Source organism: Bradyrhizobium sp. CFUWI (genome assembly GCF_056429085.1).
Genome location: NZ_JBWJZE010000018.1, coordinates 47,519 through 73,431, shown reverse-complemented (window position 1 = coordinate 73,431; position 25,913 = coordinate 47,519). Strand labels below are relative to the sequence as shown.

Here is a 25,913-nt window from a genome sequence, read left to right as displayed (position 1 = left end):
CATCCCGCCGCGCGATCATCTGAAGCTTCTGGGTCCCGGCTCGGCGTCGCAGCGCTGCACGCTGCGCCGCGTCCGGGACACGTGCCAATAGACTGACACACTCTCGTCATAGCTCGCGTGCCTCTTGCGCTGGCCGCGCGGTTCGGTCAATCGTTGCGGAACCGACCAAGAGGGGAATCATGGGCGCACACGAAAGCATGGAGCACGCCGAGCACGCCGAACACGCGTCCGGCTCGAACAAGAAGATCGCGCTCCTGATCGCGGTGCTGGCGCTGTTCCTGGCGATCTCAGAGACGCTCGGCAAGGGTGCCCAGACCGAATCGATCAGCAAGAACGTCGAGGCCGCCAATCTCTGGGCGTTCTTCCAGGCCAAGAGCATCCGCCGCACCGTGGTGGTGACCGCGGCCGAGCAGGGCAAGCTCGCGCTCGCCGCCGCGGACGAGGCGCAGAAGCCCGCCGTGCAGAAGCAAATCGACGACTGGACCAAGACGGCGGCGCGCTACCGCTCCGAACCCGAGACCGGCGAAGGCACCGAGCAGCTCGCCGAGAAGGCCAAGCATGCCGAGCACGATCGCGACGAGGCGACCGCGAAATACCATCACTTCGAGCTGGCCTCGGCCGCCTTCCAGATCGGCATCGTGCTGGCCTCGGCCACCATCATCACGGGCATGATGGCGCTGGCTTACGTCAGCGGCGTGCTGACGATCGCCGGCCTGTTCATGACCGCGCTCGGCCTGTGGTGGCCGCATTTGTTGCATTTGCATTGAGGGCTGCGGCGGGGCTCTCGCCGCGTCATTGCGAGGAGCGAAGCGACGAAGCAATCCAGACTGCCTCCAAGGAAAGACTCTGGATTGCTTCGCTGCGCTCGCAATGACGAAGGATAAAGCCGCGCCCCTCCGGCGCTCACCGCGCCTCGTGCACGCTCTTCCTGAAACGCTGGATCAGGCGAAGCGTGCGAACGGACCACCCCTGCCCGTTGCCGGCGATCAGCTCGCGGATGCGCTGCTTGACCGGGTTGACCAGCTCGGCGGCCTTGGCACGGATCTTCAGCACGAGCTCGTAGATCCGCTCGAACCAGTGCATCTCCAGCAGCTTGTGGCGCGTCACGTCGAACACGAAGGCGGTGACACCGACGCCGACCAGCTTTGCGAACACGATCATGAAGACCGCGCTGGTCCAGTATTCGTGCGCGAGCAGCCAGAGGCCCACGAGCTTGAGCGGAAACAGCGGCACGACGGGGACGGCGAACACGATCAGCGTCATGGCCGGCGACAGAGCGTCGACGCGCTCCGTCAGCCATTGCTTGAAGCGCGCCAAGGGGATGGCTGCGACGACCCGGGCAACGATCGGTTCGAGATGGTCCCACAGCCAGGCTTCGATCAGGAAGATGATCGCAAGCAGGACCCAGAGCGGTTGAAGAACGCGGCGCAGCATGTGTTTCCCGCCCTATTCGGCGCTGGGCGCGTGGCTACATATGGATGGCCCGCTTGCCGACTGCAAGCGCGGCCTCCTTGATGGCCTCCGAGCGGGTCGGATGCGCGTGGCAGGTGCGCGCGAGATCTTCCGCGCTGCCGCCAAACTCCATGAGAACGGCCGCCTCATGGATCATTTCGCCGGCTTCGCGGCCGATAATGTGCACGCCGAGCACGCGATCGGTCTTCGCGTCTGCGAGAATCTTCACAAAGCCGTCAGTGGTCTGATTGACCTTGGAGCGGCCATTGGCGGTAAAGGGAAACTTTCCGACGGTGTAGGCGATGCCCGCCTGCTTCAGCTCCTCCTCGGTCTTGCCGACGGAGGACACTTCCGGCGTGGTATACACGACGCCCGGGATCACATCGTAATTCACATGGCCGGCCTGGCCGGCGATGATCTCGGCCACCGCAACACCTTCGTCCTCGGCCTTGTGCGCGAGCATCGGGCCCGCGACGACGTCGCCGATGGCATAGACGCCCTTGAGGCTGGTGGCGAAATGCGGATCGATCTGCACGCGGCCGCGCGCGTCGAGCGCGACGCCGGCTTCCTTCAGGCCCAGCCCGTCGGTGTACGGCACGCGGCCGATGCAGACGAGAACGACATCGGCCTCGATGGTCTCGGCCGCGCCACCCGCAGCCGGCTCGATTTTCGCGAGCAGTGCCTTGCTGTTCACTTCGACGCCAGTGACCTTCGAACCGAGCTTGAATGCAAATCCCTGCTTTTCCAGGATGCGCTGGAATTGCTTGGCGATCTCGCCGTCCATGCCGGGCAGGATGCGATCGAGGAATTCGACGACCATGACTTCGGACCCTAGTCGGCGCCACACCGAGCCGAGCTCGAGCCCGATCACACCGGCGCCGATGACCAGTATTCTGCCCGGCACCTTCTCCAGCGACAGCGCGCCGGTCGAGGACACGATGCGCTTCTCGTCGATCTCGATGCCCTTGAGGCGTGCGATATCCGAGCCGGTGGCGATGACGATGTTCTTGGTCTCGACGACCTGCGACTTGCCGTCGGCGGAGACCTCGACCTTGCCGGTCCCCAAGATCTTGCCGGTGCCCTTGAGCACGTCGATCTTGTTCTTCTTCATCAGGAATTCGACGCCCTTGACGTTGCCGTCGATGCCCTGCTGCTTGAAGTTCATCATCGCGGGCAGATCGAGCTTCGGCGACGAGACCGACACGCCCATCTTGGCGAACGAGTGCGCGGCCTCCTCGAACATCTCGGAGGCGTGCAGCAGCGCCTTCGACGGCATGCAGCCGACATTGAGGCAGGTGCCGCCGAGGTTGGCGTTCTTTTCGACCACGGCGACCTTCATGCCGAGCTGGCTGGCGCGCACCGCGCAGACATAACCGCCCGGTCCGGTGCCGATGACGACGAGATCGTAGGTAGCCATGAGAGAAAGTCCCGTAAGGTTTGCCGTGATGAGGGTGTGTCAGCGTCCGCCGGCGCGTCAGCGCCCGCCGGACACATCGAGAATGGCTGAGGTGACGTAAGACGCCTCGTCCGACATCAGCCAGATGATGGCATTGGCGATTTCGTCGGCGGTGCCGACGCGCTTCATCGGCACCATGTGGGCCAGACGATGGGCGCGATCGGGCTCGCCGCCGGCGGCGTGGATTTCGGTATCGATCAGGCCGGGACGGATCGCGGCGACGCGGATGCCCTCGGCCGCGACCTCGTAGCCGAGACCGATGGTGAAGGAATCCACCGCGCCCTTGGAGGCGGCGTAGTCGACATAGGTGTTGGGGGCGCCGAGCCTGGCCGCGACCGACGACAGATTGACGATGACGCCGCCCTGGCCGCCGTGCCTGGTCGACATCCGCTTCACCGCCTCGCGCGCGCAGAGGATGGAGCCGGTGACGTTGACCGCCAGCACGCGCTGGATGCGCTCGGCCGACATCTCGTCGACGCGCACGCCGCTCTGGCCGACGATGCCGCCGTTGTTGACGAGCGCCCCGAGCGTGCCGAACTTGTCGGCGGCCTTGAACAATTCGAGGATGTCGCTTTCCTCGGCGACATCGCATTTCACCGCGATGGCCTTGCCGTTGCTGGCCTCGATCTGCGCGACCACCTCGTCGGCGGCCTGCTTGTTGCTGGCGTACCCGACCACCACGCGGAAACCGCGCGCGGCCGCCGCGATCGCGGTTGCCCGCCCGATGCCGCGGCTGCCGCCGGTGATGACAACGACCTTATCCGTCACGCGCGCCTCCATGGTTCGACACGCGCCGCCGCGCATGGCGACGGCGCTCGCAGAGCATCAGGGATCAGAGATCGAGCACCAGGCGCGCCGGGTCTTCCAGGCTCTCCTTGACGCGAACCAGGAAGGTGACGGCTTCCTTGCCGTCGATGACGCGGTGATCGTAGGACAGCGCCAGATACATCATCGGGCGGACCTCGATCTTGCCGCCGACGACCATCGGCCGCTCCTGGATCTTGTGCATGCCGAGGATGCCGGACTGCGGCGCGTTCAGGATCGGGGTCGACATCAGCGAGCCGTAGATGCCGCCGTTGGTGATGGTGAAGGTGCCGCCCTGCATCTCGTCGATCTTGAGCTGGCCGTCGCGGGCGCGGCGGCCGTAATCGGCGATGCTCTTCTCGATGTCGGAGATCGACTTGTGGTCGCAGTCGCGCACCACGGGGACGACGAGGCCCTTGTCGGTGCCGACGGCGACGCCGATGTGGTAGTAGTTCTTGTAGATCAGGTCGGTGCCGTCGATCTCGGCGTTGACCGCCGGAATGTCCTTCAGCGCCTGCACGACGGCCTTGGTGAAGAAGCCCATGAAGCCGAGCTTGGCGCCGTGCTTCTTCTCGAACGCATCCTTGTAGTGCGCGCGCAACGCCATGACGTTGGTCATGTCGACCTCGTTGAAGGTCGTCAGCATGGCCGCGGTGTTCTGCACGTCCTTGAGGCGGCGCGCGATGGTCTGGCGCAGCCGGGTCATCTTGACGCGCTCTTCGCGGGCGGCGTCATCGGCCGGCGACGGCGCACGAACCTGCACGGCGGCGGCGGGCTGGTTGACCGGGGTCGGCGCCGAGGCCGCGCGCTCGATCGCCGCCAACATGTCGCCCTTGGTGACGCGGCCGTCCTTGCCGGAGCCCGGAACGGTGGAGGCGTCGATGCCGGTCTCGGCGGAGAGCTTGCGCACGGACGGTGCGAGCGGGGCATCGGCCGGGGCCGCCTTCGCGGCCGGAGCCGGTGCAGCAGCGGCGGGCGCCGCAGCAGCGGCAGGCTTGGCGGGCGCGGCAGTGGGCTTGGCAGCACCGGCACCATCGGTGATCTGGCCAAGCAGCGCGCCGACGGCAACCGTCGCGCCATCAGCGGCGATGATCTCGCTCAGCGTGCCGGCGGAGGGCGCGGGCACTTCGATGGTGACCTTGTCGGTCTCGAGCTCCACCAAGGGCTCGTCGACGGCGACGGGATCGCCGGCCTTCTTGAACCAGCGGCCGATGGTGGCCTCGGTGACGGATTCGCCGAGCGTCGGCACACGAATTTCAGTCATGGTCTTTTCCTTAAGGAGATCGCCAATGCGGTCATCAATTCATACGTCATGCCCCGCGAAGGCGGGGCATCCAGTACTCCGCGGCGTTCGTCATGATCACGAAAGTCACGGCATACTGGATTGCCCGCCTTCGCGGGCAATGACAGCATTCTAAAACTTTTCAGCTCAGTGCTTCGTCCAGGAACGCCTTCAGCTGCGCCTGATGCTTGGACATCAGACCCGTGGCAGTCGCGGCGGAAGCGGCGCGGCCGACATAACGCGGACGCCGGCTCGCGCCGTTCACCTGGTTCAGCACCCATTCCAGATAGGGCTCGATGAAGTGCCAGGCACCCATGTTGCGGGGCTCTTCCTGGCACCACACCACTTCGGCCTTCTTGAAGCGCGACAGCTCGGCCACCAGCGCCTTCAGCGGCACCGGATAGAGCTGCTCGACGCGCATCAGATAGATGTCGTCGATGCCGCGCTTCTCGCGCTCCTCGTAGAGGTCGTAATAGACCTTGCCGGAGCAGAGCACGATGCGGCGGATCTTCTCGTCCGGAACGAGCTTGATCGCCTCGCTCGGCAGCATCTGGGCGTCATCATAGAGGATGCGGTGGAAGGTCGTCCCCTTGGCCAGCTCCTCGAGACGCGACACCGCCCGCTTGTGACGCAGCAGCGACTTGGGCGTCATCATGATCAGCGGCTTGCGGATCTCGCGGTGCAGCTGGCGGCGCAGCGCGTGGAAGTAGTTCGCCGGCGTGGTCGGGTAGACCACCTGCATGTTGTCTTCGGCGCACATCTGCAGGAAACGCTCGAGGCGCGCCGAGGAGTGCTCCGGTCCCTGGCCCTCATAGCCGTGCGGCAGAAGGCAGACGAGGCCGGACATGCGCAGCCATTTGCGCTCGCCCGAGGAGATGAACTGGTCGAACACGACCTGCGCACCGTTGGCGAAGTCGCCGAACTGGGCTTCCCACAGCGTCAGCGTGTTCGGCTCGGCGAGCGAATAGCCGTATTCGAAGCCGAGCACGGCCTCTTCCGACAGCAGCGAGTTGATGACCTCGTAATGGCCCTGCTCGCTGCCGAGATGATTGAACGGCGTGTAGCGGCTCTCGTCCTCCTGGTCGATCAGGACCGAGTGGCGCTGCGAGAAGGTGCCGCGCTCGGAATCCTGTCCGGACAGACGGACATGGTGGTTTTCCTGGAGCAGCGTGCAGAACGCCAGCGCTTCGCCGGTCGCCCAGTCGATGCCGGCACCGGTGTCGATCGCCTTGGCGCGGTTGTCGAGGAAGCGCTGGATGGTGCGGTGAACGCGAAAACCGTCCGGCACCTTGGTGATCTTGCGGCCGATGTCCTTCAGGATCGGAAGGTCGACGCCGGTGACGCCGCGACGGGCGTCCTCTTCCTGGTCGGCGATCTTGAAGCCGGACCACTTGCCGTCGAGCCAGTCGGCCTTGTTCGGCTTGTAGGAGGTGCCGGCCTCGAACTCGGCATCGAGCCGGGCGCGCCAGTCGGCCTTCAGCTTGTCGACCTCGCCCTCGGTGACCACGCCTTCGGCGATCAGGCGCTTGGAGTAGAGCGTGAGGGTCGAGGGATGGGCCGCGATCCGCTTGTACATCACCGGCTGGGTGAAGGCCGGCTCGTCGCCCTCATTGTGGCCGTAGCGGCGATAGCACCACATGTCGATGACGACGGGCTTGTGGAATTTCTGCCGGAACTCGGTCGCGACCTTGGCCGCGAACACCACCGCTTCCGGATCGTCGCCGTTGACGTGGAAGATCGGCGCGTCGATCATCTTCGCCACGTCCGACGGATAGGGCGAAGAGCGCGAGTAGCGCGGATAGGTGGTGAAGCCGATCTGGTTGTTGACGATGAAGTGCACGGAGCCGCCGGTGCGGTAGCCCTTCAGGTCGGACAGGCCGAAGCACTCGGCGACCACGCCCTGGCCGGCGAACGCGGCGTCGCCGTGCATCAGCAGCGGCATCACGGAGATGCGCATGTCCGGCGGATCGCCGTGCTGGTCCTGCTTCGCGCGCACCTTGCCGAGCACCACGGGATCGACGATCTCGAGATGCGAGGGGTTTGCGGTCAGCGACAGATGGATGCGGTTGCCGTCGAACTCGCGGTCCGAGGAGGCGCCGAGGTGATACTTGACGTCGCCGGAGCCTTCGACCGCGTCGGGGTTGGCCGAGCCGCCCTTGAACTCGTGGAACAGGGCGCGGTGCGCCTTGGCCATCACCTGCGTCAGCACATTGAGACGGCCGCGATGCGGCATGCCCAGCACGATCTCCTTCACGCCGAGATTGCCGCCGCGCTTGATGATCTGCTCGAGCGCCGGGATCAGCGCTTCACCGCCGTCGAGGCCGAAGCGCTTGGTGCCGGTGAACTTGGTGTCGCAGAACTTCTCGAAGCCTTCGGCTTCGACCAGCTTCATCAGGATGGCCCTGCGGCCTTCGCGGGTGAACGAGATCTCCTTGTCGGGTCCCTCGATGCGCTCCTGAATCCAGGCCTTCTGCGCGGCGTTGCTGATGTGCATGAACTCGACGCCGAGCGTCTGGCAATAGGTGCGCTCGCAGATCGCGGTGATCTCGCGCAGCGTGCCGTATTCGAGGCCGAGCACGTGATCGAGGAAGATCTTGCGGTCGAAATCGGCTTCGCTGAAGCCGTAGGTGCGCGGATCGAGCTCTTCGCGGTTGCGCTGGGCTTCGATGCCGAGCGGATCGAGCTTGGCGTGGAAATGACCGCGCATGCGGTAGGAGCGGATCAGCATCAGGGCGCGGACGGAATCGCGCGTCGCCTGGAGCAGGTCGGCGGAGGAGAGGGCGGCGCCCTTGTCACCGCCCTTGGCCTGCGCCTTGGCGGCGATCTTGGCACCGACCGCCTTCTCGACTTCCGCCCAGTTGCCGTCGAGCGCGGAGGTGAGATCGTCCTGCGGCGTCAGCGGCCAGTTGTCGCGCTCCCAGGACGGGCCTTCCGCGTTCTTCCGGACGTCAGCCGGCTGGTCGTTGAGGCTCTTGAAGAACTCCTGCCACTCGGCGTCGACCGAGGACGGGTCCTTCTCGTAGCGGGCGTAGATTTCGTCGATGTAGGTGGCGTTGGTGCCCTGCAAAAAGGAAGACAAGGCAAAGGCTGCGTTCGCGTCCTGGCGAGACATACTGGAGTTCCTGGCGATTTTGGTTCGCGCATAACAAACGGCGCTGGCACCGAGCTCCCCGGCAGAGGCTCGGCGCGACAGGCACCCTTTACCCTATTTGCTGCGAAACTTCGCCCGGAAAAGCACGAAGAAGTGAATTAGCCCTTCAACTTTTCGGCAAGCGTGTGGCCGAGGCGGGCGGGCGACGGAGACACTGTAATCCCTGCCGATTTCATCGCCTCGGTCTTGGAACCGGCGTCGCCCTTGCCGCCCGAAATGATCGCGCCGGCATGGCCCATGCGGCGGCCCGGAGGGGCGGTGACGCCGGCGATGAAGCCGACCATCGGCTTCTTGCGGCCGCGCTTGGCCTCGTCCTTGAGGAACTGGGCGGCGTCCTCCTCGGCGGAGCCGCCGATCTCGCCGATCATGATGATCGATTCGGTCTTGGGGTCGGCCAGCAGCATCTCCAGCACGTCGATGAACTCGGTACCCTTGACCGGGTCGCCGCCGATGCCGACCGCGGTGGTCTGGCCGAGGCCCTCCTGGGAGGTCTGGAACACGGCTTCATAGGTCAGCGTGCCGGACCGGGAGACGATGCCGACCGAGCCGGTCTTGAAGATGTTGGCGGGCATGATGCCGATCTTGCACTCGCCTGCGGTCATGACACCCGGGCAGTTCGGCCCGATCAGGCGCGACTTGGAGCCGAGCAGCGAGCGCTTCACCCGCACCATGTCGAGGACAGGAATGCCCTCGGTGATGCAGACGATCAGCGGGATTTCGGCGTCGATGGCTTCGCAGATCGCATCCGCCGCGCCCGGCGGCGGCACGTAGATCACCGAGGCGTCGGCGCCGGTCTTCTCACGCGCCTCGCGCACGGTGTCGAACACCGGCAGGCCGAGATGCGTGGCGCCGCCTTTGCCGGGCGAGGTGCCGCCGACCATCTTGGTGCCGTAGGCGATCGCGGCCTCGGAATGGAAGGTGCCGTTCTTGCCGGTAAAGCCCTGGCAGATGACCTTGGTGTTCTTGTCGATCAGGATGGACATGAGGTCTGCTTTCGCGAACTAACGAGTGAGAGGTCAGTGGATGCGGCGGTAGACGCCGGTGAGGACGTCGGCCCAGCCTTCCGCGTCCGGCGAGAACTGGATCTTCAACGAATAGGAATTGTCGTCGATGATCTCGTAGACATGGCGCGCATTGCCGCGGAGCGAGCCGCGCACCAGTGTCAGGGTCTTGCCGACCCAGCCGCCGGAGGCGGGCGAGGGCGGCGTGTAACCGAGCGAGTCGTACCAGAACAATTTGTAGGTCCGGTCGTCGCGGTCGTAGCTGAAGATGCCGTGGGTGGCGAAGATCTGCTTGCCTTCGCGCATCTGGACGCTGTCCTGGATCAGGTAGAATCCGTTGAGGTCCATGCGCGCGACGGTGCGCGATGTGGCCGGCCCGCCCGCGGTCCAGCGCGACGGGAAGACCATCTCTTCGCCATCCCATTCGCCGGCGAACGCGGCGAGGCGCGCGTGCTCGGGAAGCGGAGATGATGCGGCGAGATGGTCCTGGGCCATGGCCTTAGCCTCCCTTGACGGCCTTCACGATCTTCTGCGCGGAATCGTCGAGATTGTCGCCCGCGACGACGTTCAGTCCGGATTCATCGATGATCTTCTTGCCGAGCTCGACATTGGTGCCTTCGAGGCGAACCACCAGCGGCACGTTGAGGCCGACCTCGCGAACCGCCGCCGTGACGCCCTCGGCGATCACGTCGCACTTCATGATGCCGCCGAAGATATTGACCAGGATGCCCTTCACGTTGGGATCGGCGGTGATGATCTTGAAGGCGGCGGCGACCTTCTCCTTGCTGGCGCTGCCGCCGACATCGAGGAAGTTGGCGGGCGACATGCCGTAGAGCTTGATGATGTCCATCGTCGCCATGGCGAGACCGGCGCCGTTGACCATGCAGCCGATATTGCCGTCGAGGGTGACGTAGTTGAGGTCGTGCTTCGACGCCTCGATTTCCTTGGCGTCTTCCTCGGTCTCGTCGCGCAGCGCGAGCACCTCGGGGTGACGGAACAGCGCGTTGTCGTCGAACGACACTTTGGCGTCGAGCACGCGGAGCTGGCCCTGCTTGGTTACCACCAGCGGGTTGATCTCCAGCATCGCCATGTCCTTGGCGACGAAGGCCGCATAGAGCTGCGCGGTGAGCTTTTCGGCCTGCTTGGCGAGATCGCCGGAGAGCTTCAGCGCCTTCGCGACGGTGCGGCCGTGATGACCCATGATGCCGGTGGCGGGATCGACCGAGAAGGTCACGATCTTCTCAGGTGTATTGTGCGCGACGTCCTCGATGTTGACGCCGCCTTCGGTCGACACCACGAACGAGACGCGCGAGGTCTCGCGGTCGACCAGGAGCGAAAGATAGAACTCTTTGTCGATGTCGGAGCCGTCCTCGATGTAGAGGCGGTTGACCTGCTTGCCGGCGGGGCCGGTCTGGATCGTCACCAGCGTCGCGCCCAGCATCTGCTTGGCGAATTCGGAGACCTCTGCGGCCGACTTGGCGATGCGGACGCCGCCCTTGTCCCCGGCACTGGCTTCCTTGAACTTGCCCTTGCCGCGGCCGCCGGCATGGATCTGGCTCTTCACCACATAGACCGGGCCCGGCAGGGCCTTGGCGGCGGCTTCCGCATCCGCCGGCTTGAGGACCGGGACGCCCTTGGAGATCGGCACGCCGAACTCACTCAGCAGCGCTTTGGCCTGATATTCATGGATATTCATATGGTCGCTCCCTGAACCCGCGGGCGGTGACCTCTAGGGCCCACCTCAGTCTTGTGGCTGGCATACCATATACCACAGGAACTGCAACCCGGATTCTCTGACATCGATCTGGACTGCCGAACCGGGGCCCGCCCGGACATGGGCCCCGGAAATGAAACCGCCGAAGACCGGGTTTTCGGTCTTCGGCGGGAAGTGTTTTGCGCCTTAGCGGCCGAGAAGATCGGGGGCGATCTTCTTGCAGGCATCGACCAGGCCCTGGACGGCACCGACCGACTTGTCGAAGGCCTCGCGATCCTTGCCGGCAAGCTCGATCTCGACGACGCGCTCGACGCCCTTGGCGCCGATTACGACGGGCACGCCGACATACATGTCCTTCACGCTGTATTCGCCGTTCAGGTAGGCGGCGCAGGGCAAAACGCGCTTCTTGTCACGCAGATAGCTCTCGGCCATCGCGATGGCCGAGGCAGCCGGCGCGTAGAAGGCCGAGCCGGTCTTGAGCAGGTTGACGATCTCGGCGCCGCCGTTGCGGGTGCGGTCGACGATCTCGTCGAGGCGCGCCTGCGAGGTCCAGCCCATCTTGACGAGGTCGGGCAGCGGAATGCCGGCGACGGTGGAATACTTCACCAGCGGCACCATGGTGTCGCCATGGCCGCCGAGCACGAAGGCGGTGACGTCCTCGACCGAGACGTTGAACTCGTCGGCCAGGAAGTAGCGGAAGCGGGCCGAATCCAGCACGCCGGCCATGCCGACGACCTTCTTGTGCGGCAGGCCTGAAGCCTTCTGCAGCGCCCAGACCATGGCGTCGAGCGGGTTGGTGATGCAGATGACGAAGGCGTCGGGCGCGTATTTCTTGATGCCGGCACCGACCTGCTCCATGACCTTGAGGTTGATGGAGAGCAGGTCGTCGCGGCTCATGCCGGGCTTGCGCGGCACGCCGGCGGTGACGATGCAGACCTTGGCATTGTCGAGCGCCTCGTAGGAATTGGCGCCGGTGTAATGCGCGTCAAAACCGTCGACCGGCGAGGACTGCGCGATGTCGAGCGCCTTGCCCTGCGGCACGCCCTCGGCGATGTCGAACATCACGACGTCGCCCAGTTCTTTCAGGCCGATGAGGTGAGCCAGCGTTCCGCCGATCTGACCGGAGCCAATCAAAGCAATCTTGTCGCGCGCCATGTGAGCCTGTCCTTTAGACACGTAAGGAGGGGAAACTGAGACGGGTGGTTATCCCTTTCGCCTCCCCCGTTCAAGTCGCCCAATGCCCAATTGTCGGGCTTGCCGCGATAGCAGCCAGCCACATCCTCGTCATTCCGGGGCGTGCGAAGCACGAACCCGGAATCCATCGGGCGACAGAGCGCGCCGATGGATGGATTCCGGGCTCGCCGCTTCGCGACGCCCCGGAATGACAGCGCTGGCACAAATAGGACTTAAGTCTCCACCAGGCCCTTGGTGGAGCCGCTGGCGGTGGAATCCTTGCGGCCGTGAGCCAGCGCCAGATAGGATTCCGAGCTCATCTCGATCAGGCGCGAGGCGGTCCGCTTGAACTCCATGGCCTCAACGCCCTCATGGGCGAGGTACAGCGAAATTGGGTTGGCGTCGGCCGAGGCCATCAGCTTCACCGCATTGTCATAGAGCGTGTCGATCAGCGTGATGAAGCGCTTGGCGGCGTTGCGCTGGGAGAAGTCCATCACTGGAATATGGTCGACCAGGATGGTGTGATAGTCGTGCGCCAGCCTGAGGTAATCCGATGCGCCGAGCGGCTTCTCGCAGAGGTCGGCGAACGAAAACCGCGCGACGCCGTGAGCAGAGCACGGCACGTGCAGGATGCGGCCCTTGATCGAGATGTCGCGCGACCGGCATTTGGCGCCACCGGACATCCGCAACCAGGCGCGATCGAGCGCTGCGTCCGCATCGCCATCCGCCGGCGTCAGCCACATCGGCACGCCCTGCAGCTTCTCCAGCCGGAAGTCGGTGCGCGCATCGAGCCGCGCGACGTCCATGTGGTCGGTGATCTGCTTGATGAAGGGCAGGAACAGCGACCGGTTCAGGCCGCCTTTGTAGAGATCGTCAGGCGCCACGTTGGAGGTCGCGACCACGACGGTGCCGAGCTCGAACAATTTGGCGAACAGGCGTCCCAGGATCATCGCGTCCGCGATGTCGGTGACGTGGAATTCGTCGAAGCAGAGCAGCCAGCTCTCCTCGAAGATCGCATTCGCCGTCAGCGCGATGACGTCGCCGTCGGCGATCTCGCCGCGCGCGATGCTCTGGCGATAGTCGTAGATGCGCTCATGCACGTCGGCCATGAATTCGTGGAAATGCGCGCGGCGCTTGTGCTCCACCGTGGCGTGCTGGAAGAACAGATCCATCAGCATGGTCTTGCCGCGGCCGACCTCGCCATGGACGTAGAGCCCGCGCGGCGCCTCGTCCTTGTCGCTGCTGAACAGGCGGCTGAGCAGGCCCTGCTTGCGCTGCGGCTTGTAGGTCGAAAGCCGCATGTCGAGCGCCGCATAGGCCCCGGCGACCTCGGCCTGCGCGGCATCGGGCTCGATCGCACCGGAGGCGATCTCGGCCTGATAGGCGTCACTGAAGGGGGAACTGGGGGTCGAGAGCATGGCCCTTTACCGCCAGAGACCGGCGGAAATTGCAAGCCGTCAATTGGTGCGGGGCGCTATGCGTTCCGTGTCCCGGACGCGCTTCGGCACGAAGTGACGCTGCGCAGAGCCGGGACCCACTGTTTCGTACATCGGTCGTGGAGCTGGGCCCCGGCTCAGCAGTGCACCGCTGCGTGGCGCACTGCGTCCGGCGCACGAGAGCGGTAGCTACGCACACAACTCGTAGGCGTCCTCCACGACATACGGGCCGCCGCCGGTTGAGGCGCGCGAGGAGAACAGCACGAACCGCTCGGCCATGAACGCCTTGCTCGGGAAATAGCCGCGCAGCGAGAGATAGTCGGCGACGTCGCGGTCGGTGGCATCGTACAGCCGGGCCAGCGTCACATGAGGTATGTATTTGCGACCTTCGGGATTGAGGCCGATCCGCTGCATCATGCGTTCGAGCTCGGCCTGCAATTCCATCAGCGGCTTGCTGGGCGCGATGGTCGCAACGACGGCGCGCGGTTTGCGGCCGCCGAAACTGGTCAAACCCTGCACCTTGACCTCGAAGGGCTTGCGGTCGACGCGAAACAGCATCGAGGCGATCTCGTTGGCGGAGACGCCGTCGATATCGCCGATGAAGCGCAAGGTGACGTGATAATTTTCGGGATCGATCCAGCGGGCGCCGGGAAGGCCTCCTCTCAAGTTGGAAAGCGCCTGGCCGATCTCGGCCGGAATTTCCAGACCCGTGAACAAACGCGGCATCGTTTCGCACTCCCGATGCTTGGGTACGATCCCTGAGCAGGATCATATCCAAATCAGAGCCGGCGACGAATCACCGGTACCTTGATTCCTATCGCAGTTGTGTGACTCTGCGAAGCATGCCGCGCCTCACCCCGGTAAAACCCTGGGAATTACGGCGAGCGCTGCCTGCTTTCAACGCCGTTGCTCAGCGATCGTGCCAAGGAATGCCTGCACCGCGGGCATGATGTTGCCGACGATGATGTCGACGCCGGCCGCGGTCGGATGAATGCCGTCGGCCTGGTTGAGCTTGGCGTCGGCGGCAACGCCCTCGAGAAAGAATGGATAGAGCGGCACGTCGAATTTTTTCGCCAGATCCGGATAAATCGAATTGAATCGCGCGGCATAATCGGCGCCGTAATTCGGCGGCGCCAGCATGCCGCACAGCATCACCGCGATCTTGCGCGCCTTGAGCCGCTGGACGATGTCGGTGAGCGCGGCACGCGCCAGATCGGGATCGAGGCCGCGCAAGGCGTCGTTGGCGCCGAGCTCGACGATGACCCCGTCGGTTCCCTCGGGGACCGACCAGTCGAGCCGGTCGCGGCCGCCCGAGGTGGTGTCGCCGGACACCCCGGCATTGGTCATCTCGACCGCTATGCCCTTGGCCTGCAAAGCCTTTTTTAGCTTCTGTGGGAACGCGTCCTGAGCCGGCAGGCCGAGACCGGCGCTCAGGGAATCGCCGAGAACGACGAGCTTGATCGGTCTTGTCGCCTCCGCCCAAGCCGGGTTCGCCATTGTCATGAAGGCGAGCATCAACACGGCTATGTGCATGAACAATCCGTAACGCCTCTCGACCGCGCTATCGGAGTTGCCATATGACCGGACCATGGACACTCGCATCGATACCTCTTCGCTCGCCGTCGCTTCGGCGGACACCATCGCCATCTCCAACGTCAATCTCTCATTGGGCACGGGCGCGGCACGCGTTCACATCCTCAAGGATATCAGCTTGCGAGTCGGCCGGAGCGAGACGGTCGGCCTGATCGGCCCGTCAGGCTCGGGCAAATCCACGCTGCTGATGGTGATGGCGGGGCTGGAGCGTCCTGATAGCGGAGAGGTGGTGGTCTCAGGCACGCCTTTCAATGCCCTCGACGAGGACGCGCTGGCGCGCTTCCGCGGCCGCCAGGTCGGCATCGTCTTCCAGTCCTTTCATTTGATCCCGACCATGACCGCGCTGGAGAATGTCGCGGTGCCGCTCGAGCTTGCCGGCAATCCCGATGCCGCCAAGCGCGCGGCAGAGGAGCTGCAATCCGTCGGGCTCGGCGACCGCCTGCATCATTATCCGACGCAGCTCTCGGGCGGCGAGCAGCAGCGCGTCGCGCTGGCCCGCGCGCTGGCGCCCGATCCCGCCATCCTCGTCGCCGACGAGCCGACCGGCAATCTCGACGAGGCCACCGGACAACAGATCGTCGATCTCCTGTTCAGCAAGCACGCCGAGCGCGGCATGACCTTGGTGCTGGTGACGCACGATTCCTCGCTGGCGCATCGCTGCGATCGCGTGATCCGCCTGCGTTCGGGCCGCATCGACACGCAGTCTGCACCGGCATGAGCGCGGCGGCCGAACCCTTCGCCAAGCCGGGCGGCGTCGCGCTGTCGCTGCGCTACGCGCTGCGCGAATTGCGCGGCGGCCTGCGCGGCTTCTACGTCTTCATCGCCTGTATCGCGCTCGGCGTCATGGCGATCGCCGGCGTCGGCTCGGTATCGGCGAGCCTCTCCGACGGCCTTGCCCGCGAGGGCCGGACGCTGCTCGGCGGCGACGTCTCCTTCGTGCTGTTCCAGCGCGAAGCGAAACCCGAGGAGGTCGCCTTCCTGCGCTCGCGCGGCACGGTGTCGACCGCCACCACCTTGCGCGGCATGGCGCGCGCGGCCGACGGCCAGCTCGCACTGGTCGAGATGAAGGCGGTCGACGACACCTATCCGATGCTGGGCCAGCTGACGCTGGCGCCACAACTGCCCATGTCCGACCTGCTCGCGGAGCGCGACGGCGCGTTCGGCGCGGCCGCCGACCCGACGCTGCTGGCGCGGCTGTCGCTGAAGACCGGCGACCGTGTCACGATCGGCTCGGCGACCTTCCAGATCCGCTCGACGGTCGAAGCCGAGCCCGACAAGCTCGCCGGCGGCATCGGTTTCGGCCCGCGCTTCCTGATCAGCGAGGCCGCGCTGCGCGCCACCGGCCTGATCCAGCCCGGCAGCCTGGTGCGCTGGGTCTACCGGGTGAAGCTGCCTGACACCGCCAACAACGAGCGCGCCACCGAAGCCTTCATCGCGGATGCGCGCAACGCCGCGCCGCAGGCCGGCTGGGAGATCCGCAGCCGCTCCAACGCTTCGCCGCAGCTCGAACGCAACATCAACCGCTTCACCCAGTTCCTGACCCTGGTCGGCCTCGCGGCGCTGCTGGTCGGCGGTGTCGGCGTCGCCAATGCCGTGAAGAGCCATATCGACCGCCGGCTCGAGGTGATCGCGACCCTCAAGGCCGTCGGCGCCACCGGTCGCGACGTGTTCGGCATCTATCTGGCGCAGGTTCTCGTGCTCGCGGGCGTGGGCTCGGCGACCGGCCTTGCGCTCGGCGCCGCCATGCCGTTCGCCATCGTCGGCCTGTTCGGCAAGCTGCTGCCGCTGCCGGTGGTGCCGGCCGTGCATGCCGACGAACTCGCGCTGTCGTTCGTCTACGGCCTCCTGACCGCGCTGGCCTTCGGCCTGTGGCCGCTCGGACGCGTCCACGACGTGCCAGTGGCGGCGCTGTTCCGCGACACCATCAGCTCGGAATGGCACCGGCCGCGCGCGGGCTATGTCGTGTTCATGGGCGTGGTGATCGCGCTGCTGATCACCGTGGTGATCGGGCTCTCCTTCGACAAGCGGATCGCCGCGGTGTTCGTGGCCTCCTCCGTCGTCGTGTTCGCGCTGCTGCGCGGCATCGCCGCCCTGCTGATGGCGATCGCGCGGCGGCTGCCGCGGACGCGGCTGCCGATGCTGCGGCTCGCGATCGCCAACATCCACCGGCCGGGCGCGCTGACGCCCTCGGTGGTGCTGTCGCTGGGGCTCGGGCTCGCCGTGCTCGTCACCATCACCCAGATCGACGGCAATCTGCGGCGGCAGTTCCTGGCGGCCCTCCCCGATCAGGCGCCGTCGTTCTTCTTCATCGACATTCCGAGCGCCCAAGCCGCACCGTTCGACGACTATCTTCGCAAGATCGCGCCCGGCGCGAAGGTCGAGGACGTGCCGATGCTGCGCGGACGCATCGTCGCCGCGCGCGGGCTGCGCGCCGAGGAGCTCAAGCCGTCGACCGATTCCGAATGGGTGCTGCAGAGCGACCGCGGCCTGACCTATACCGCCGAGCTGCCCAAAGGCTCCAAGGTGGTCGAGGGCGAATGGTGGAGCGCCGATTATTCCGGCCCGACGCTGGTGTCGATGGAGAAGAAGATCGCCGACGGACTGGGCCTCAAGCTCGGCGACGAGATCGTGGTCAACGTGCTCGGCCGCGACATCCCGGCCAAAATCGGCAATCTGCGCACCATCGACTGGCAGGGACTCGGCATCAACTTCGTTCTGGTGTTCTCGCCGAACGCCTTCAAGGGCGCGCCGCACACCCATATCGCGACACTGACGGAACCGGGCGGGAATGCGACAGCCGACGGCAAGATCATCAAGCAGGTCGCCGACGCCTATCCGATGGTGACGAGCGTGCGGGTGCGCGAGGTGATGGAGACGGTCGGCTCGGTGGTGACCAATCTGGCGCTGGCGATTCGTGGCGCCAGCGCGGTGACCCTGATCTCGGCGATCCTGGTGCTGGGCGGGGCGCTCGCCGCCGGTCATCGCCACCGGGTCTACGATGCCGTGATCCTGAAGACGCTGGGCGCGACGCGGCTGCGGCTGCTGGGCGCCTATGCGCTCGAATACCTCCTGATCGGGCTCGCCACCGCGTTGTTCGGCGTGATCGCCGGCAGCGTCGCGGCCTGGATGATCGTGACGCGGCTGATGACGCTGAGCTTCGTCTGGCAGGCCGGCAGCGCGGCCGGGGTCGTGGCGGCCGCGCTCGTCGTCACCGTCGGGCTCGGGCTCGCGGGCACGCTGCTGGCGTTGAACAAAAAGCCCGCCACGGTGTTGCGGAATTTGTGACAAAATGTAGCGGGGGGCTGCACGGATGCGGAATCGCACGATTCCCGCGATTAACCACGACTGCTCGTCAGGTTCGCGTCAGGATTGCCGCCAAGGGCGACATTCAGCCGCGCGTGGAAGGTTGCAGTGAATGTGTTAGTTTCCCACATATCGAGTGGGTTCGGAGCCCCGATCGTTAGCCAAAATTTAGTCGGCTGGTGTCGGTATCCGAGATAGAATTTGACGAACCGGCGGCATGGCGACCCTCGTGCCGGACCGGACCAACCAACGGGAATTCGACCATGTCGGACCTAGACCGTAACTACGCTTCTCCTTTCGGCAGGGCCGCCGGGCGTGTTGACGCCGCGACGGTCGATGCCGGCCTGCGCGCCTATATGCTGCGCATCTACAATTACATGAGCATTGGCCTGGCCATCACCGGCCTTGCCGCGCTCGGCGTCTACATGGCCGCCGTGACCGACGTTCCGACGGCGGACGCGGTCCGCGTCGGCAAGCTGTTCCTGACGCCGTTCGGCTACGCCATGTTCGTCAGCCCCCTGAAGTGGCTGTTCATGCTCGCGCCGCTCGCCATGGTGTTCGTGATCTCGGCGGGCATCAACCGTCTCGCCCCCTCGACCGCCCAGGTCCTGTTCTGGGTGTTCGCGGCGCTGATGGGCATCTCGCTGTCGTCGATCTTCCTGGTGTTCACGCACACCTCGATCGTGCGGGTGTTCTTCATCACCGCGGCGACCTTCGGCGCGCTGAGCCTCTACGGCTACACCACCAAGCGTGACCTGACCGGCATGGGCTCGTTCCTGTTCATGGGCCTGATCGGCATCGTTCTCGCCAGCCTGGTGAACCTGTTCCTGGCCAGCTCGATGCTGCAGTTCATCGTGTCGGTGGTCGGCGTGCTGGTGTTCTCGGGCCTCACCGCCTGGGATACCCAGCGGCTGAAGAACGACTACATCTACGGCTATGCGTCGGCCGGCGGTGACATCGCAGAGCGTTCGGCCATTACCGGCGCGCTGTCGCTGTACCTGAACTTCATCAACCTGTTCACGCTGCTGCTGCAGCTGCTCGGCCAGCGCGAGTAGGCGACGGACCAGAGCGAACGACACCAACCCCGGCCGCGAGGCCGGGGTTTTTGTTTGGGCTGTGGTCTATCCCCGTCATTGCGAGGAGCCCTCGCGACGAAGCAATCCAGAGTCCCTCCGCGGATGCATTTCTGGATTGCTTCGCTTCGCTCGCAATGACGGTGCTGAGGCCGCCGGGGCCCTTCCAGCGCCTCCCGGAACCCTCTAATCTCCCCCCATGTCCGCACCCGAAATCAGGCCCACCACCGAGGCCGACCTTCCCGCCATCACCGCCATCTACCAGCAGGCCGTCCGCGAGGGCACCGCGACGTTCGAGTTGGAGCCGCCCGACCTCGCGGAGATGACGCGCCGCTACCGCACGCTGATCGACGGCGGCTATCCCTATTTCGTCGCCATTCTCAAGGGACGGGTGGCCGGCTACGCCTATGCCGGCGCCTATCGGCCGCGGCCGGCCTATCGCTTCACGGTCGAGAACTCGATCTATCTCGATCCTTCTTTCCACCGCCGCGGTATCGGCTCGTTGCTGCTGGAGCGGCTGGTTGCCGAATGCGAGGCGCGCGGCTTCCGCCAGATGATCGCGGTGATCGGCGATTCCGCCAATGCCGGATCGATCGGCGTGCACACCAGGGGCGGTTTCAAGATGATCGGCACCCATCCCAATGTCGGGCTGAAATTCGGCCGCTGGCTGGATACGGTGATGATGCAGCGCGACCTCGGCGAGGGCGCGACAACGGTGCCGGGGAAGTAGGTCTCGCAGGGTGGGCAAAGCGACTTGTCCGCCGTAGCTCGAAGAGCGAAGGCGGAAGCGTGCCCACGATTTGCGGCGATCGAAAAAGGACGTGGGCACGGCGCTTTGCGCCTTTGCCCACCCTACGCCACTACGGCACTTTGTCCGTCTAAACCACCGCCAGCTTCCGATCGATCACCAGCAGCACCCGCTCCAGCTCGTGGCCGCGGCGCAGGATCAGGCCCGTTGCCGAGATCACGCTGTACATGCCCTGCTTGCGCGCCAGGCGCGGGTCCTTCTCGATGCGATAGATCGGCACTTCCGAGGCGCGGCGATAGACCGAGAAAACGGCGCGGTCCTTCAGGAAGTCGATGGCGTAGTCGCGCCATTCGCCGTCGGCGACCATGCGCCCATACAGATTGAGAATACGGTGCAGCTCGAGCCGGTTGAACGTCACCCTGCTCGGTTGCGCATTCGCGGCGGGGCGCGCCGCCGCGCGCTGCTCGCTCGGATCGGCATCCTCCGACATCAGACTCATGGAGAGCCTCCTCATCGCACACGACTTTACCCCGGTCCCGCGAACCGTCCCCGGAACCGGATCATGACAAGGACATGATTGCGCCAACCGTTCCTCGCCGCAAGGGCCCTAGATGGAACTCGGTGCCTGCTTTCAACCGGTCGAATCGGGTGCGATTTCCGGCACACGCAAAGGTGGAACTCTGTCGCGGCAAACCGTCACGGGATCGTTAGCAGGAATCATAGTATCGCCGCTTTTCCGCCTAGCGACTGCCGCCCTGCACTGCGAAAAGATTCGCGTGCGTTGACCCGGTCCTTTCGGTTCCGGATTCCTCAGCCCCCAGCCCCCCGGGGTCGAACAGGATCGGGTCTGTACGCACGACAAGGAGGGCCAACGCAAGTTGGTCCTTTTTTGTTTGTGGCGGGAGGTTTCCGTTGTCTCAGTCATTCCGGGGCGCACGAAGTGCGAGCCCGGAATCCATTTCTCGTCTCAGCAAGTGGATCGATGGATTCCGGGCTCGCGCCAAGTGGCGCGCCCCGGAATGACGAGAGGCTGATTGTCTTGAGACCTCTGCGCCTTCAATGCAGCGACGTGTACGCTGCGCCGAGCATCGGGCCCGGTCGTTCGCGGCTGCCGTCCTGGACGTAGACCACCGCGCCGTCGACGCCATCGCGCGTGAGGTTCTCGATCGGTACCGTCCAGCTTTCCGGACGGCCGGTCCAGTCACCGACCTTGAGCAGGTTGCGCACCACGTTGTGATAGGTGACCTGCTGTCCGCGATTCTCGCCGCGGGTGATCGCGATCGGCACCGACTTGGCGATCGAGCAGATCCAGACCTCGCCATGCGAGACGGCCGGCTCGTTGCTCGCGGCGACCGACACGTTGATCTGCTTGCCCGCGAGCGACATCGTCACCGGCACGCTCATCACGCCCGTCCCCTTGTCGGTCTTGCCGATCGCATTCTCGATGCCGGCACGATCGCTGCCGACGACATGGGTGGAGCCGTTGACCACGACCTGCGGGGTATAGACCTCGCGGTCGCCGCGCATCTTCGAATAGGCGCGCTGCCGCGCAGAGAAACGCGAATCCGCCAGCGTGTCCTTCCAGCCGAGATAGTCCCAATAATCGATCGGCATGCTCAGCGCGATGATCGACGGATCTTTCGAGAGATCGCCGATGATCTGGTCGGCGGGCGGACAGGACGAGCAGCCCTGCGAGGTAAACAATTCGACAACGGCGCGGGGCTCGGCTTCGGCAGGACGAATGACGGCGACGATCGCACAGATGCCGAGAGCGCCCGACCAGAGAGCACCGGACCAACGTGAAACCAGATGAGAAGCCGTCATTGTTGTCATGTCGAACGCCGCACACCATTGCTCGTGGGAAGGGAGATCTTATCGCCGGATGGTCACCGTAGTCTTACGGGGCGCAGCACACCCGACCGTCCGGGCGAACCGTCCAAAGGGGAGGTTTTCCGCCCGGCGGGCCCATCTGGAGCATGCCGCAAACGCGCGAAGGCGGCCTTGTGATAGGCCGCCTTCGTTCAGTCTTCTACTCACTTCGCAGTGAGCCATCGTTCACAAATCCGCGCTTACGCCGCGAGCTTGCGCAGCACGTAGTGCAGGATACCGCCGTTGCGGTAGTAGTCGAGCTCGTCCAGCGTATCGATGCGGCAGAGCAGCGAAACGCGCTGCAGCGAGCCGTCGCCGGAGACGATCTCCGCGGTCAGCTTCTGGCGCGGCTTGAGGTCGCCGACGAGGCCGCGCAGCGTGACCTTCTCGTCGCCCTTCAGGCCGAGCGAGGACCAGGAGGTGCCGTCCTCGAAGGTCAGCGGCAGCACGCCCATGCCGACCAGGTTGGAGCGATGGATGCGCTCGAAGCTCTGGCAGATCACGGCGCGCACGCCGAGCAGACGCGTGCCCTTGGCCGCCCAGTCGCGCGAGGAGCCGTTGCCGTATTCGGCACCGGCGAACACAACCAGCGGCACCTTCTCTTCCTGATACTTCATCGCGGCGTCGTAGATCGACATCTGCTCGCCGTCGGGCCAGTGCTTGGTGAGGCCGCCTTCCGGAATGTTGCCGTCGGCGCCCTTGAGCATGAAGTTCTTGATGCGGATGTTGGCGAAGGTGCCGCGCATCATCACTTCGTGGTTGCCGCGGCGCGTGCCGTACTGGTTGAAGTCGGCGGGACGCACCTGGTGCTCGCTGAGATATTTGCCCGCGGGCGAGGTGAGCTTGATCGAACCGGCCGGCGAGATGTGGTCAGTGGTGATCTTGTCGCCGAACATGGCGAGGATGCGCGCCTCGACGATATCGGTGACCGGCTCCGGCTCCTTTTTCATGCCGTCGAAATAGGGCGGGTTCTGCACGTAGGTCGAAGACATGTTCCAGCGGTAGGTCTCGCTCTCGACCGTCTTGATCTTGCGCCAATTGGTGTCGCCCTTGAACACGTCGGCATATTTCTTCTTGAAGATCGACGCGGTCACGAACTTCTTCATGAAGGCGTTGATCTCCTTCGTCGTCGGCCAGATGTCCTTCAGGTACACCGGCTTGCCGTCCTTGCCCTCGCCGAGCGGTTCGCTGGCTAGGTTCTTGGTGACGCTGCCGGCAAGCGCGTAGGCAACGACCAGCGGCGGCGAGGCCAGATAGTTGGCCTGCACGTCCGGCGAGACGCGGCCTTCGAAGTTGCGATTGCCGGAGAGCACGGCGGCCGCGACAACGCCGTTGTCGTTGATCGACTTCGAGATCTCCTCAGGCAGCGGACCGGAATTGCCGATGCAGGTGGTGCAGCCGAAGCCGACCAGGTTGAAGCCGACCTTGTCGAGATGGGGCTGCAGGCCGGAATTGGCGAGATATTCCGCAACCACCTGGCTGCCCGGGGCGAGCGAGGTCTTCACCCACGGCTTGGCCTTGAGGCCCTTCGCCGCGGCGTTGCGCGCGAGCAGCCCGGCGCCGATCAAGACGCTCGGATTCGAGGTGTTGGTGCAGGAGGTGATCGCGGCGATCACGACGTCGCCATGACCGATATCGAAATTCTTGCCTTCGACCGGGAAGCGCTTGGTGGGCTCCTCGGCCTTCTTGTACTCGCTGCCGAGCGCAAGCGAGAAGCCCTCCGCGACGGTCGGCAGCGCGATGCGGCCTTCGGGACGCTTCGGGCCCGCCATCGACGGCACGACGTCGCCGAGGTCGAGGGTCAGCGTTTCCGTGAACACCGGATCGGGCGACTTGGCGGTGCGGAACAGGCCCTGCGCCTTGGCATAGGCCTGCACCAGCGCGACGCGCGCCGAGGCGCGGCCGGAGGTCTTGAGGTAGTCGAGCGCGGCGGCGTCCACCGGGAAGAAGCCGCAGGTCGCGCCGTATTCGGGCGCCATGTTGGCGATGGTCGCCTTGTCGGCGACGGAGAGATGGTCGAGGCCGGGGCCGAAGAACTCGACGAACTTGCCGACCACGCCGAGCTTGCGCAGCATCTGCGTCACGGTCAGCACGAGGTCGGTGGCGGTGACGCCTTCCTTCAGCGCGCCCTTCAGCTTGAAGCCGACGACGTTGGGCAGCAGCATCGACAACGGCTGGCCGAGCATGCAGGCTTCCGCCTCGATGCCGCCGACGCCCCAGCCGAGCACGGCCAGACCGTTGACCATGGTGGTGTGGGAATCGGTGCCGACGAGCGAATCGGGATAGGCGACCTCGAAAGTGCCGGTCTTCTTGCCGACCGTCATCTTCTCCTTCTTGGTCCAGACCGTCTGGGCCAGATATTCGAGATTGACCTGGTGGCAGATGCCGGTGCCGGGCGGCACCACGGAGAAGTTCGAGAACGCCTTCTGGCCCCACTTCAGGAACTCGTAGCGCTCCTGGTTCTGCTTGTATTCCTCGGTGACGTTCTTGCCGAAGGCCTTGTTGTCACCGAAAAAGTTCACGATCACGGAGTGGTCGATGACGAGGTCGACCGGCACCAAGGGATTGATCTTTTCGGCATCACCGCCGAGCTTCTGCATGGCGTTGCGCATCGCGGCGAGATCGACCACCGCCGGCACGCCGGTGAAATCCTGCATCAGCACGCGCGCCGGGCGGAACGCGATCTCATGCTCCAGCGACTTCTTGCGCAGCCATTTGGAGACGGCGACGATGTCCTCTTTCTTGACCGAACGGCCGTCCTCGTTGCGCAGCAGGTTCTCGAGCAGGACCTTCATCGAATAGGGAAGTTTGGAAATCCCCTTCAGACCATTCTTCTCGGCCGTGGGCAGGCTGTAATAGACGTAGGTCTTGGCGCCGACCTTGAGGGTCTTTTTGCATTTGAAGCTGTCGAGCGAGGTCATGTAGGAATCCCAATTGTTAGCTATACCCGGCAGGGTATCTTAACACCGTCAGCGTATCAGGCTGGGCCGCTTGCAGGGGCAGGTTGAGTTGCTGCATCAAGTAGTTCCGGGCTTATAGAAGCTTTCTAACCGCGCCGCCACAGCCACAATCGTGCCGCAGCAATCGCGAGCCAAAAATTCCCATGCGCTACCCCAAGTTTTCCTGAGGCCCGGCTTTGACTGAATTGAAACGAGGCGAGATGCGGCTCTCCGGACACGGAGTCGCCTGCGTGCGGGGCGGCCGCCCGGTGTTTGCCGGGCTCGATTTCGCCGCGGTCTCCGGCGAGGCCGTGGCGGTCGTCGGCCGCAACGGCTCGGGCAAGACCTCGCTGCTGCGGCTGATCGCGGGCCTGCTGGTGCCGGCGGGCGGCCAGATCGCGCTCGCGGGCGGCGATGCCGAGCTGACGCTGCCCGAGCAGTGCCATTATCTCGGCCACCGCGATGCCCTGAAGCCGGCCCTCAGCGTCGCTGAAAATCTGACCTTTTGGGCTGATTTCCTGGGCGGCGAGCGCGGTGACGCCGCCGCGACCCTCGCCACCGTCGGGCTCGACCATGCCACCCATCTGCCTGCGGGCTTCCTCTCCGCGGGCCAGCGCCGCCGGCTGTCGCTGGCGCGCCTGCTGACCGTCCGCCGCCCGGTCTGGCTGCTGGACGAGCCGACCAATGCGCTGGACGTTGCCGGCCAGGACATGTTCGGCGGCCTGATGCGCGAGCACCTGTCGCGCGGCGGCCTCATCGTCGCAGCGACCCATGCCCCGCTCGGAATCGAATCGCGGGAGCTGCGGATCGGGGGTGTGGCGTGATTTCAGGGCACCCTCAGCTTTCCGAGCGGCTGGGCACCGGCCTCTCCGTTCCCTCCCCCCTTGTGGGGGAGGGCCAGGGAGAGGGGTGCCACACG

21 protein-coding genes are annotated in these 25,913 nt (G+C 65.2%); 6 read left to right on the top strand and 15 right to left on the bottom strand.

The window, feature by feature from the left end:
- Positions 1–179: 179 nt before the first annotated feature.
- The gene (locus AC066S_RS30235; protein WP_126261287.1) at positions 180–767 is read left to right on the top strand and encodes a DUF4337 domain-containing protein; all 588 of its coding nucleotides are present in this window, start codon (positions 180–182) and stop codon (positions 765–767) included.
- A 136-nt stretch (positions 768–903) separates the two neighbouring features.
- Here the strand turns inward: AC066S_RS30235 and AC066S_RS30230 are convergent, their stop codons facing one another.
- The 12 genes from AC066S_RS30230 to AC066S_RS30175 form a co-directional block, all read right to left on the bottom strand.
- Positions 904–1,434 carry a hypothetical protein gene (locus tag AC066S_RS30230; protein ID WP_126261289.1) on the bottom strand — a complete coding sequence of 177 codons (531 nt, stop codon included), beginning with the start codon at positions 1,432–1,434 and terminating at the stop codon, positions 904–906.
- Between the two features lie 34 nt (positions 1,435–1,468).
- Positions 1,469–2,869, bottom strand: coding sequence for a dihydrolipoyl dehydrogenase (gene lpdA, locus AC066S_RS30225; RefSeq protein ID WP_478271353.1), 1,401 nt, complete (start codon positions 2,867–2,869; stop codon positions 1,469–1,471).
- 57 nt (positions 2,870–2,926) lie between these two features.
- On the bottom strand, positions 2,927–3,688 hold the full coding sequence (locus AC066S_RS30220) for an SDR family oxidoreductase (protein WP_478271352.1): 762 nt from the start codon (positions 3,686–3,688) through the stop codon (positions 2,927–2,929).
- 52 nt (positions 3,689–3,740) lie between these two features.
- Complete coding sequence (odhB, locus tag AC066S_RS30215) at positions 3,741–4,976, bottom strand: 2-oxoglutarate dehydrogenase complex dihydrolipoyllysine-residue succinyltransferase (RefSeq protein WP_478271351.1); 1,236 nt, start codon at positions 4,974–4,976, stop codon at positions 3,741–3,743.
- A gap of 160 nt (positions 4,977–5,136) precedes the next feature.
- On the bottom strand, positions 5,137–8,106 hold the full coding sequence (locus AC066S_RS30210) for a 2-oxoglutarate dehydrogenase E1 component (RefSeq protein WP_126261292.1): 2,970 nt from the start codon (positions 8,104–8,106) through the stop codon (positions 5,137–5,139).
- Between the two features lie 137 nt (positions 8,107–8,243).
- Entirely contained in the window at positions 8,244–9,128 is an 885-nt protein-coding gene (sucD, locus tag AC066S_RS30205; RefSeq protein WP_126261293.1) for a succinate--CoA ligase subunit alpha, read from the bottom strand.
- A 33-nt stretch (positions 9,129–9,161) separates the two neighbouring features.
- Positions 9,162–9,641, bottom strand: a complete 480-nt coding sequence (locus tag AC066S_RS30200) for a DUF1579 family protein (protein ID WP_478271350.1) — start codon at positions 9,639–9,641, stop codon at positions 9,162–9,164.
- 4 nt (positions 9,642–9,645) lie between these two features.
- A complete protein-coding gene (gene sucC, locus AC066S_RS30195) occupies positions 9,646–10,842 on the bottom strand; it encodes an ADP-forming succinate--CoA ligase subunit beta (RefSeq protein WP_478271349.1) in 1,197 nt (398 codons plus the stop codon).
- A 204-nt stretch (positions 10,843–11,046) separates the two neighbouring features.
- Entirely contained in the window at positions 11,047–12,015 is a 969-nt protein-coding gene (gene mdh / locus AC066S_RS30190; RefSeq protein WP_028133274.1) for a malate dehydrogenase, read from the bottom strand.
- Positions 12,016–12,266: 251 nt separating this feature from the next.
- The gene (zapE, locus tag AC066S_RS30185; RefSeq protein ID WP_478271348.1) at positions 12,267–13,451 is read right to left on the bottom strand and encodes a cell division protein ZapE; all 1,185 of its coding nucleotides are present in this window, start codon (positions 13,449–13,451) and stop codon (positions 12,267–12,269) included.
- 207 nt (positions 13,452–13,658) lie between these two features.
- The gene (thpR, locus tag AC066S_RS30180) at positions 13,659–14,195 is read right to left on the bottom strand and encodes an RNA 2',3'-cyclic phosphodiesterase (protein WP_126261297.1); all 537 of its coding nucleotides are present in this window, start codon (positions 14,193–14,195) and stop codon (positions 13,659–13,661) included.
- 171 nt (positions 14,196–14,366) lie between these two features.
- Entirely contained in the window at positions 14,367–15,002 is a 636-nt protein-coding gene (locus tag AC066S_RS30175) for an arylesterase (RefSeq protein ID WP_478271347.1), read from the bottom strand.
- A gap of 55 nt (positions 15,003–15,057) precedes the next feature.
- On the opposite strand from AC066S_RS30175, the gene AC066S_RS30170 reads away from it, so the two are divergent.
- From AC066S_RS30170 to AC066S_RS30155, 4 genes are all read left to right on the top strand, one after another.
- Positions 15,058–15,780, top strand: a complete 723-nt coding sequence (locus AC066S_RS30170; protein WP_126261299.1) for an ABC transporter ATP-binding protein — start codon at positions 15,058–15,060, stop codon at positions 15,778–15,780.
- Positions 15,777–18,347 carry an ABC transporter permease gene (locus AC066S_RS30165; protein WP_478271346.1) on the top strand — a complete coding sequence of 857 codons (2,571 nt, stop codon included), beginning with the start codon at positions 15,777–15,779 and terminating at the stop codon, positions 18,345–18,347. Before AC066S_RS30170 ends, AC066S_RS30165 begins: the two co-directional genes overlap by 4 nt.
- Positions 18,348–18,628: 281 nt before the next feature.
- The gene (locus AC066S_RS30160; RefSeq protein WP_126261301.1) at positions 18,629–19,420 is read left to right on the top strand and encodes a Bax inhibitor-1/YccA family protein; all 792 of its coding nucleotides are present in this window, start codon (positions 18,629–18,631) and stop codon (positions 19,418–19,420) included.
- A gap of 217 nt (positions 19,421–19,637) precedes the next feature.
- Complete coding sequence (locus AC066S_RS30155) at positions 19,638–20,168, top strand: N-acetyltransferase family protein (protein WP_478271345.1); 531 nt, start codon at positions 19,638–19,640, stop codon at positions 20,166–20,168.
- Between the two features lie 148 nt (positions 20,169–20,316).
- Here AC066S_RS30155 and AC066S_RS30150 read toward each other — a convergent pair whose 3' ends face one another.
- The 3 genes from AC066S_RS30150 to acnA form a co-directional block, all read right to left on the bottom strand.
- Positions 20,317–20,685 carry a DUF2794 domain-containing protein gene (locus tag AC066S_RS30150; protein WP_135171523.1) on the bottom strand — a complete coding sequence of 123 codons (369 nt, stop codon included), beginning with the start codon at positions 20,683–20,685 and terminating at the stop codon, positions 20,317–20,319.
- A gap of 557 nt (positions 20,686–21,242) precedes the next feature.
- Positions 21,243–22,019, bottom strand: a complete 777-nt coding sequence (locus AC066S_RS30145) for a DUF1223 domain-containing protein (RefSeq protein ID WP_126261305.1) — start codon at positions 22,017–22,019, stop codon at positions 21,243–21,245.
- Between the two features lie 236 nt (positions 22,020–22,255).
- Entirely contained in the window at positions 22,256–24,976 is a 2,721-nt protein-coding gene (acnA, locus tag AC066S_RS30140) for an aconitate hydratase AcnA (RefSeq protein ID WP_126261306.1), read from the bottom strand.
- 239 nt (positions 24,977–25,215) lie between these two features.
- Here acnA and ccmA point away from each other — a divergent pair, with 239 nt between their 5' ends.
- Positions 25,216–25,818: a heme ABC exporter ATP-binding protein CcmA gene (gene ccmA / locus AC066S_RS30135; protein ID WP_478271344.1), complete on the top strand. Its 603-nt coding sequence runs from the start codon at positions 25,216–25,218 to the stop codon at positions 25,816–25,818.
- Positions 25,819–25,913 lie beyond the last annotated feature (95 nt).

Bases quoted from the DNA above. Each gene is read 5' to 3' on its own strand.
- AC066S_RS30235 (WP_126261287.1), top strand. From the start codon at position 180: ATGGGCGCACACGAAAGCATGGAGCACGCCGAGCACGCCGAACACGCG.
- AC066S_RS30230 (WP_126261289.1), bottom strand. From the start codon at position 1,434: ATGCTGCGCCGCGTTCTTCAACCGCTCTGGGTCCTGCTTGCGATCATC.
- lpdA (WP_478271353.1), bottom strand. From the start codon at position 2,869: ATGGCTACCTACGATCTCGTCGTCATCGGCACCGGACCGGGCGGTTAT.
- AC066S_RS30220 (WP_478271352.1), bottom strand. From the start codon at position 3,688: ATGGAGGCGCGCGTGACGGATAAGGTCGTTGTCATCACCGGCGGCAGC.
- odhB (WP_478271351.1), bottom strand. From the start codon at position 4,976: ATGACTGAAATTCGTGTGCCGACGCTCGGCGAATCCGTCACCGAGGCC.
- AC066S_RS30210 (WP_126261292.1), bottom strand. From the start codon at position 8,106: ATGTCTCGCCAGGACGCGAACGCAGCCTTTGCCTTGTCTTCCTTTTTG.
- sucD (WP_126261293.1), bottom strand. From the start codon at position 9,128: ATGTCCATCCTGATCGACAAGAACACCAAGGTCATCTGCCAGGGCTTT.
- AC066S_RS30200 (WP_478271350.1), bottom strand. From the start codon at position 9,641: ATGGCCCAGGACCATCTCGCCGCATCATCTCCGCTTCCCGAGCACGCG.
- sucC (WP_478271349.1), bottom strand. From the start codon at position 10,842: ATGAATATCCATGAATATCAGGCCAAAGCGCTGCTGAGTGAGTTCGGC.
- mdh (WP_028133274.1), bottom strand. From the start codon at position 12,015: ATGGCGCGCGACAAGATTGCTTTGATTGGCTCCGGTCAGATCGGCGGA.
- zapE (WP_478271348.1), bottom strand. From the start codon at position 13,451: ATGCTCTCGACCCCCAGTTCCCCCTTCAGTGACGCCTATCAGGCCGAG.
- thpR (WP_126261297.1), bottom strand. From the start codon at position 14,195: ATGCCGCGTTTGTTCACGGGTCTGGAAATTCCGGCCGAGATCGGCCAG.
- AC066S_RS30175 (WP_478271347.1), bottom strand. From the start codon at position 15,002: ATGCACATAGCCGTGTTGATGCTCGCCTTCATGACAATGGCGAACCCG.
- AC066S_RS30170 (WP_126261299.1), top strand. From the start codon at position 15,058: ATGGACACTCGCATCGATACCTCTTCGCTCGCCGTCGCTTCGGCGGAC.
- AC066S_RS30165 (WP_478271346.1), top strand. From the start codon at position 15,777: ATGAGCGCGGCGGCCGAACCCTTCGCCAAGCCGGGCGGCGTCGCGCTG.
- AC066S_RS30160 (WP_126261301.1), top strand. From the start codon at position 18,629: ATGTCGGACCTAGACCGTAACTACGCTTCTCCTTTCGGCAGGGCCGCC.
- AC066S_RS30155 (WP_478271345.1), top strand. From the start codon at position 19,638: ATGTCCGCACCCGAAATCAGGCCCACCACCGAGGCCGACCTTCCCGCC.
- AC066S_RS30150 (WP_135171523.1), bottom strand. From the start codon at position 20,685: ATGAGTCTGATGTCGGAGGATGCCGATCCGAGCGAGCAGCGCGCGGCG.
- AC066S_RS30145 (WP_126261305.1), bottom strand. From the start codon at position 22,019: ATGACAACAATGACGGCTTCTCATCTGGTTTCACGTTGGTCCGGTGCT.
- acnA (WP_126261306.1), bottom strand. From the start codon at position 24,976: ATGACCTCGCTCGACAGCTTCAAATGCAAAAAGACCCTCAAGGTCGGC.
- ccmA (WP_478271344.1), top strand. From the start codon at position 25,216: ATGCGGCTCTCCGGACACGGAGTCGCCTGCGTGCGGGGCGGCCGCCCG.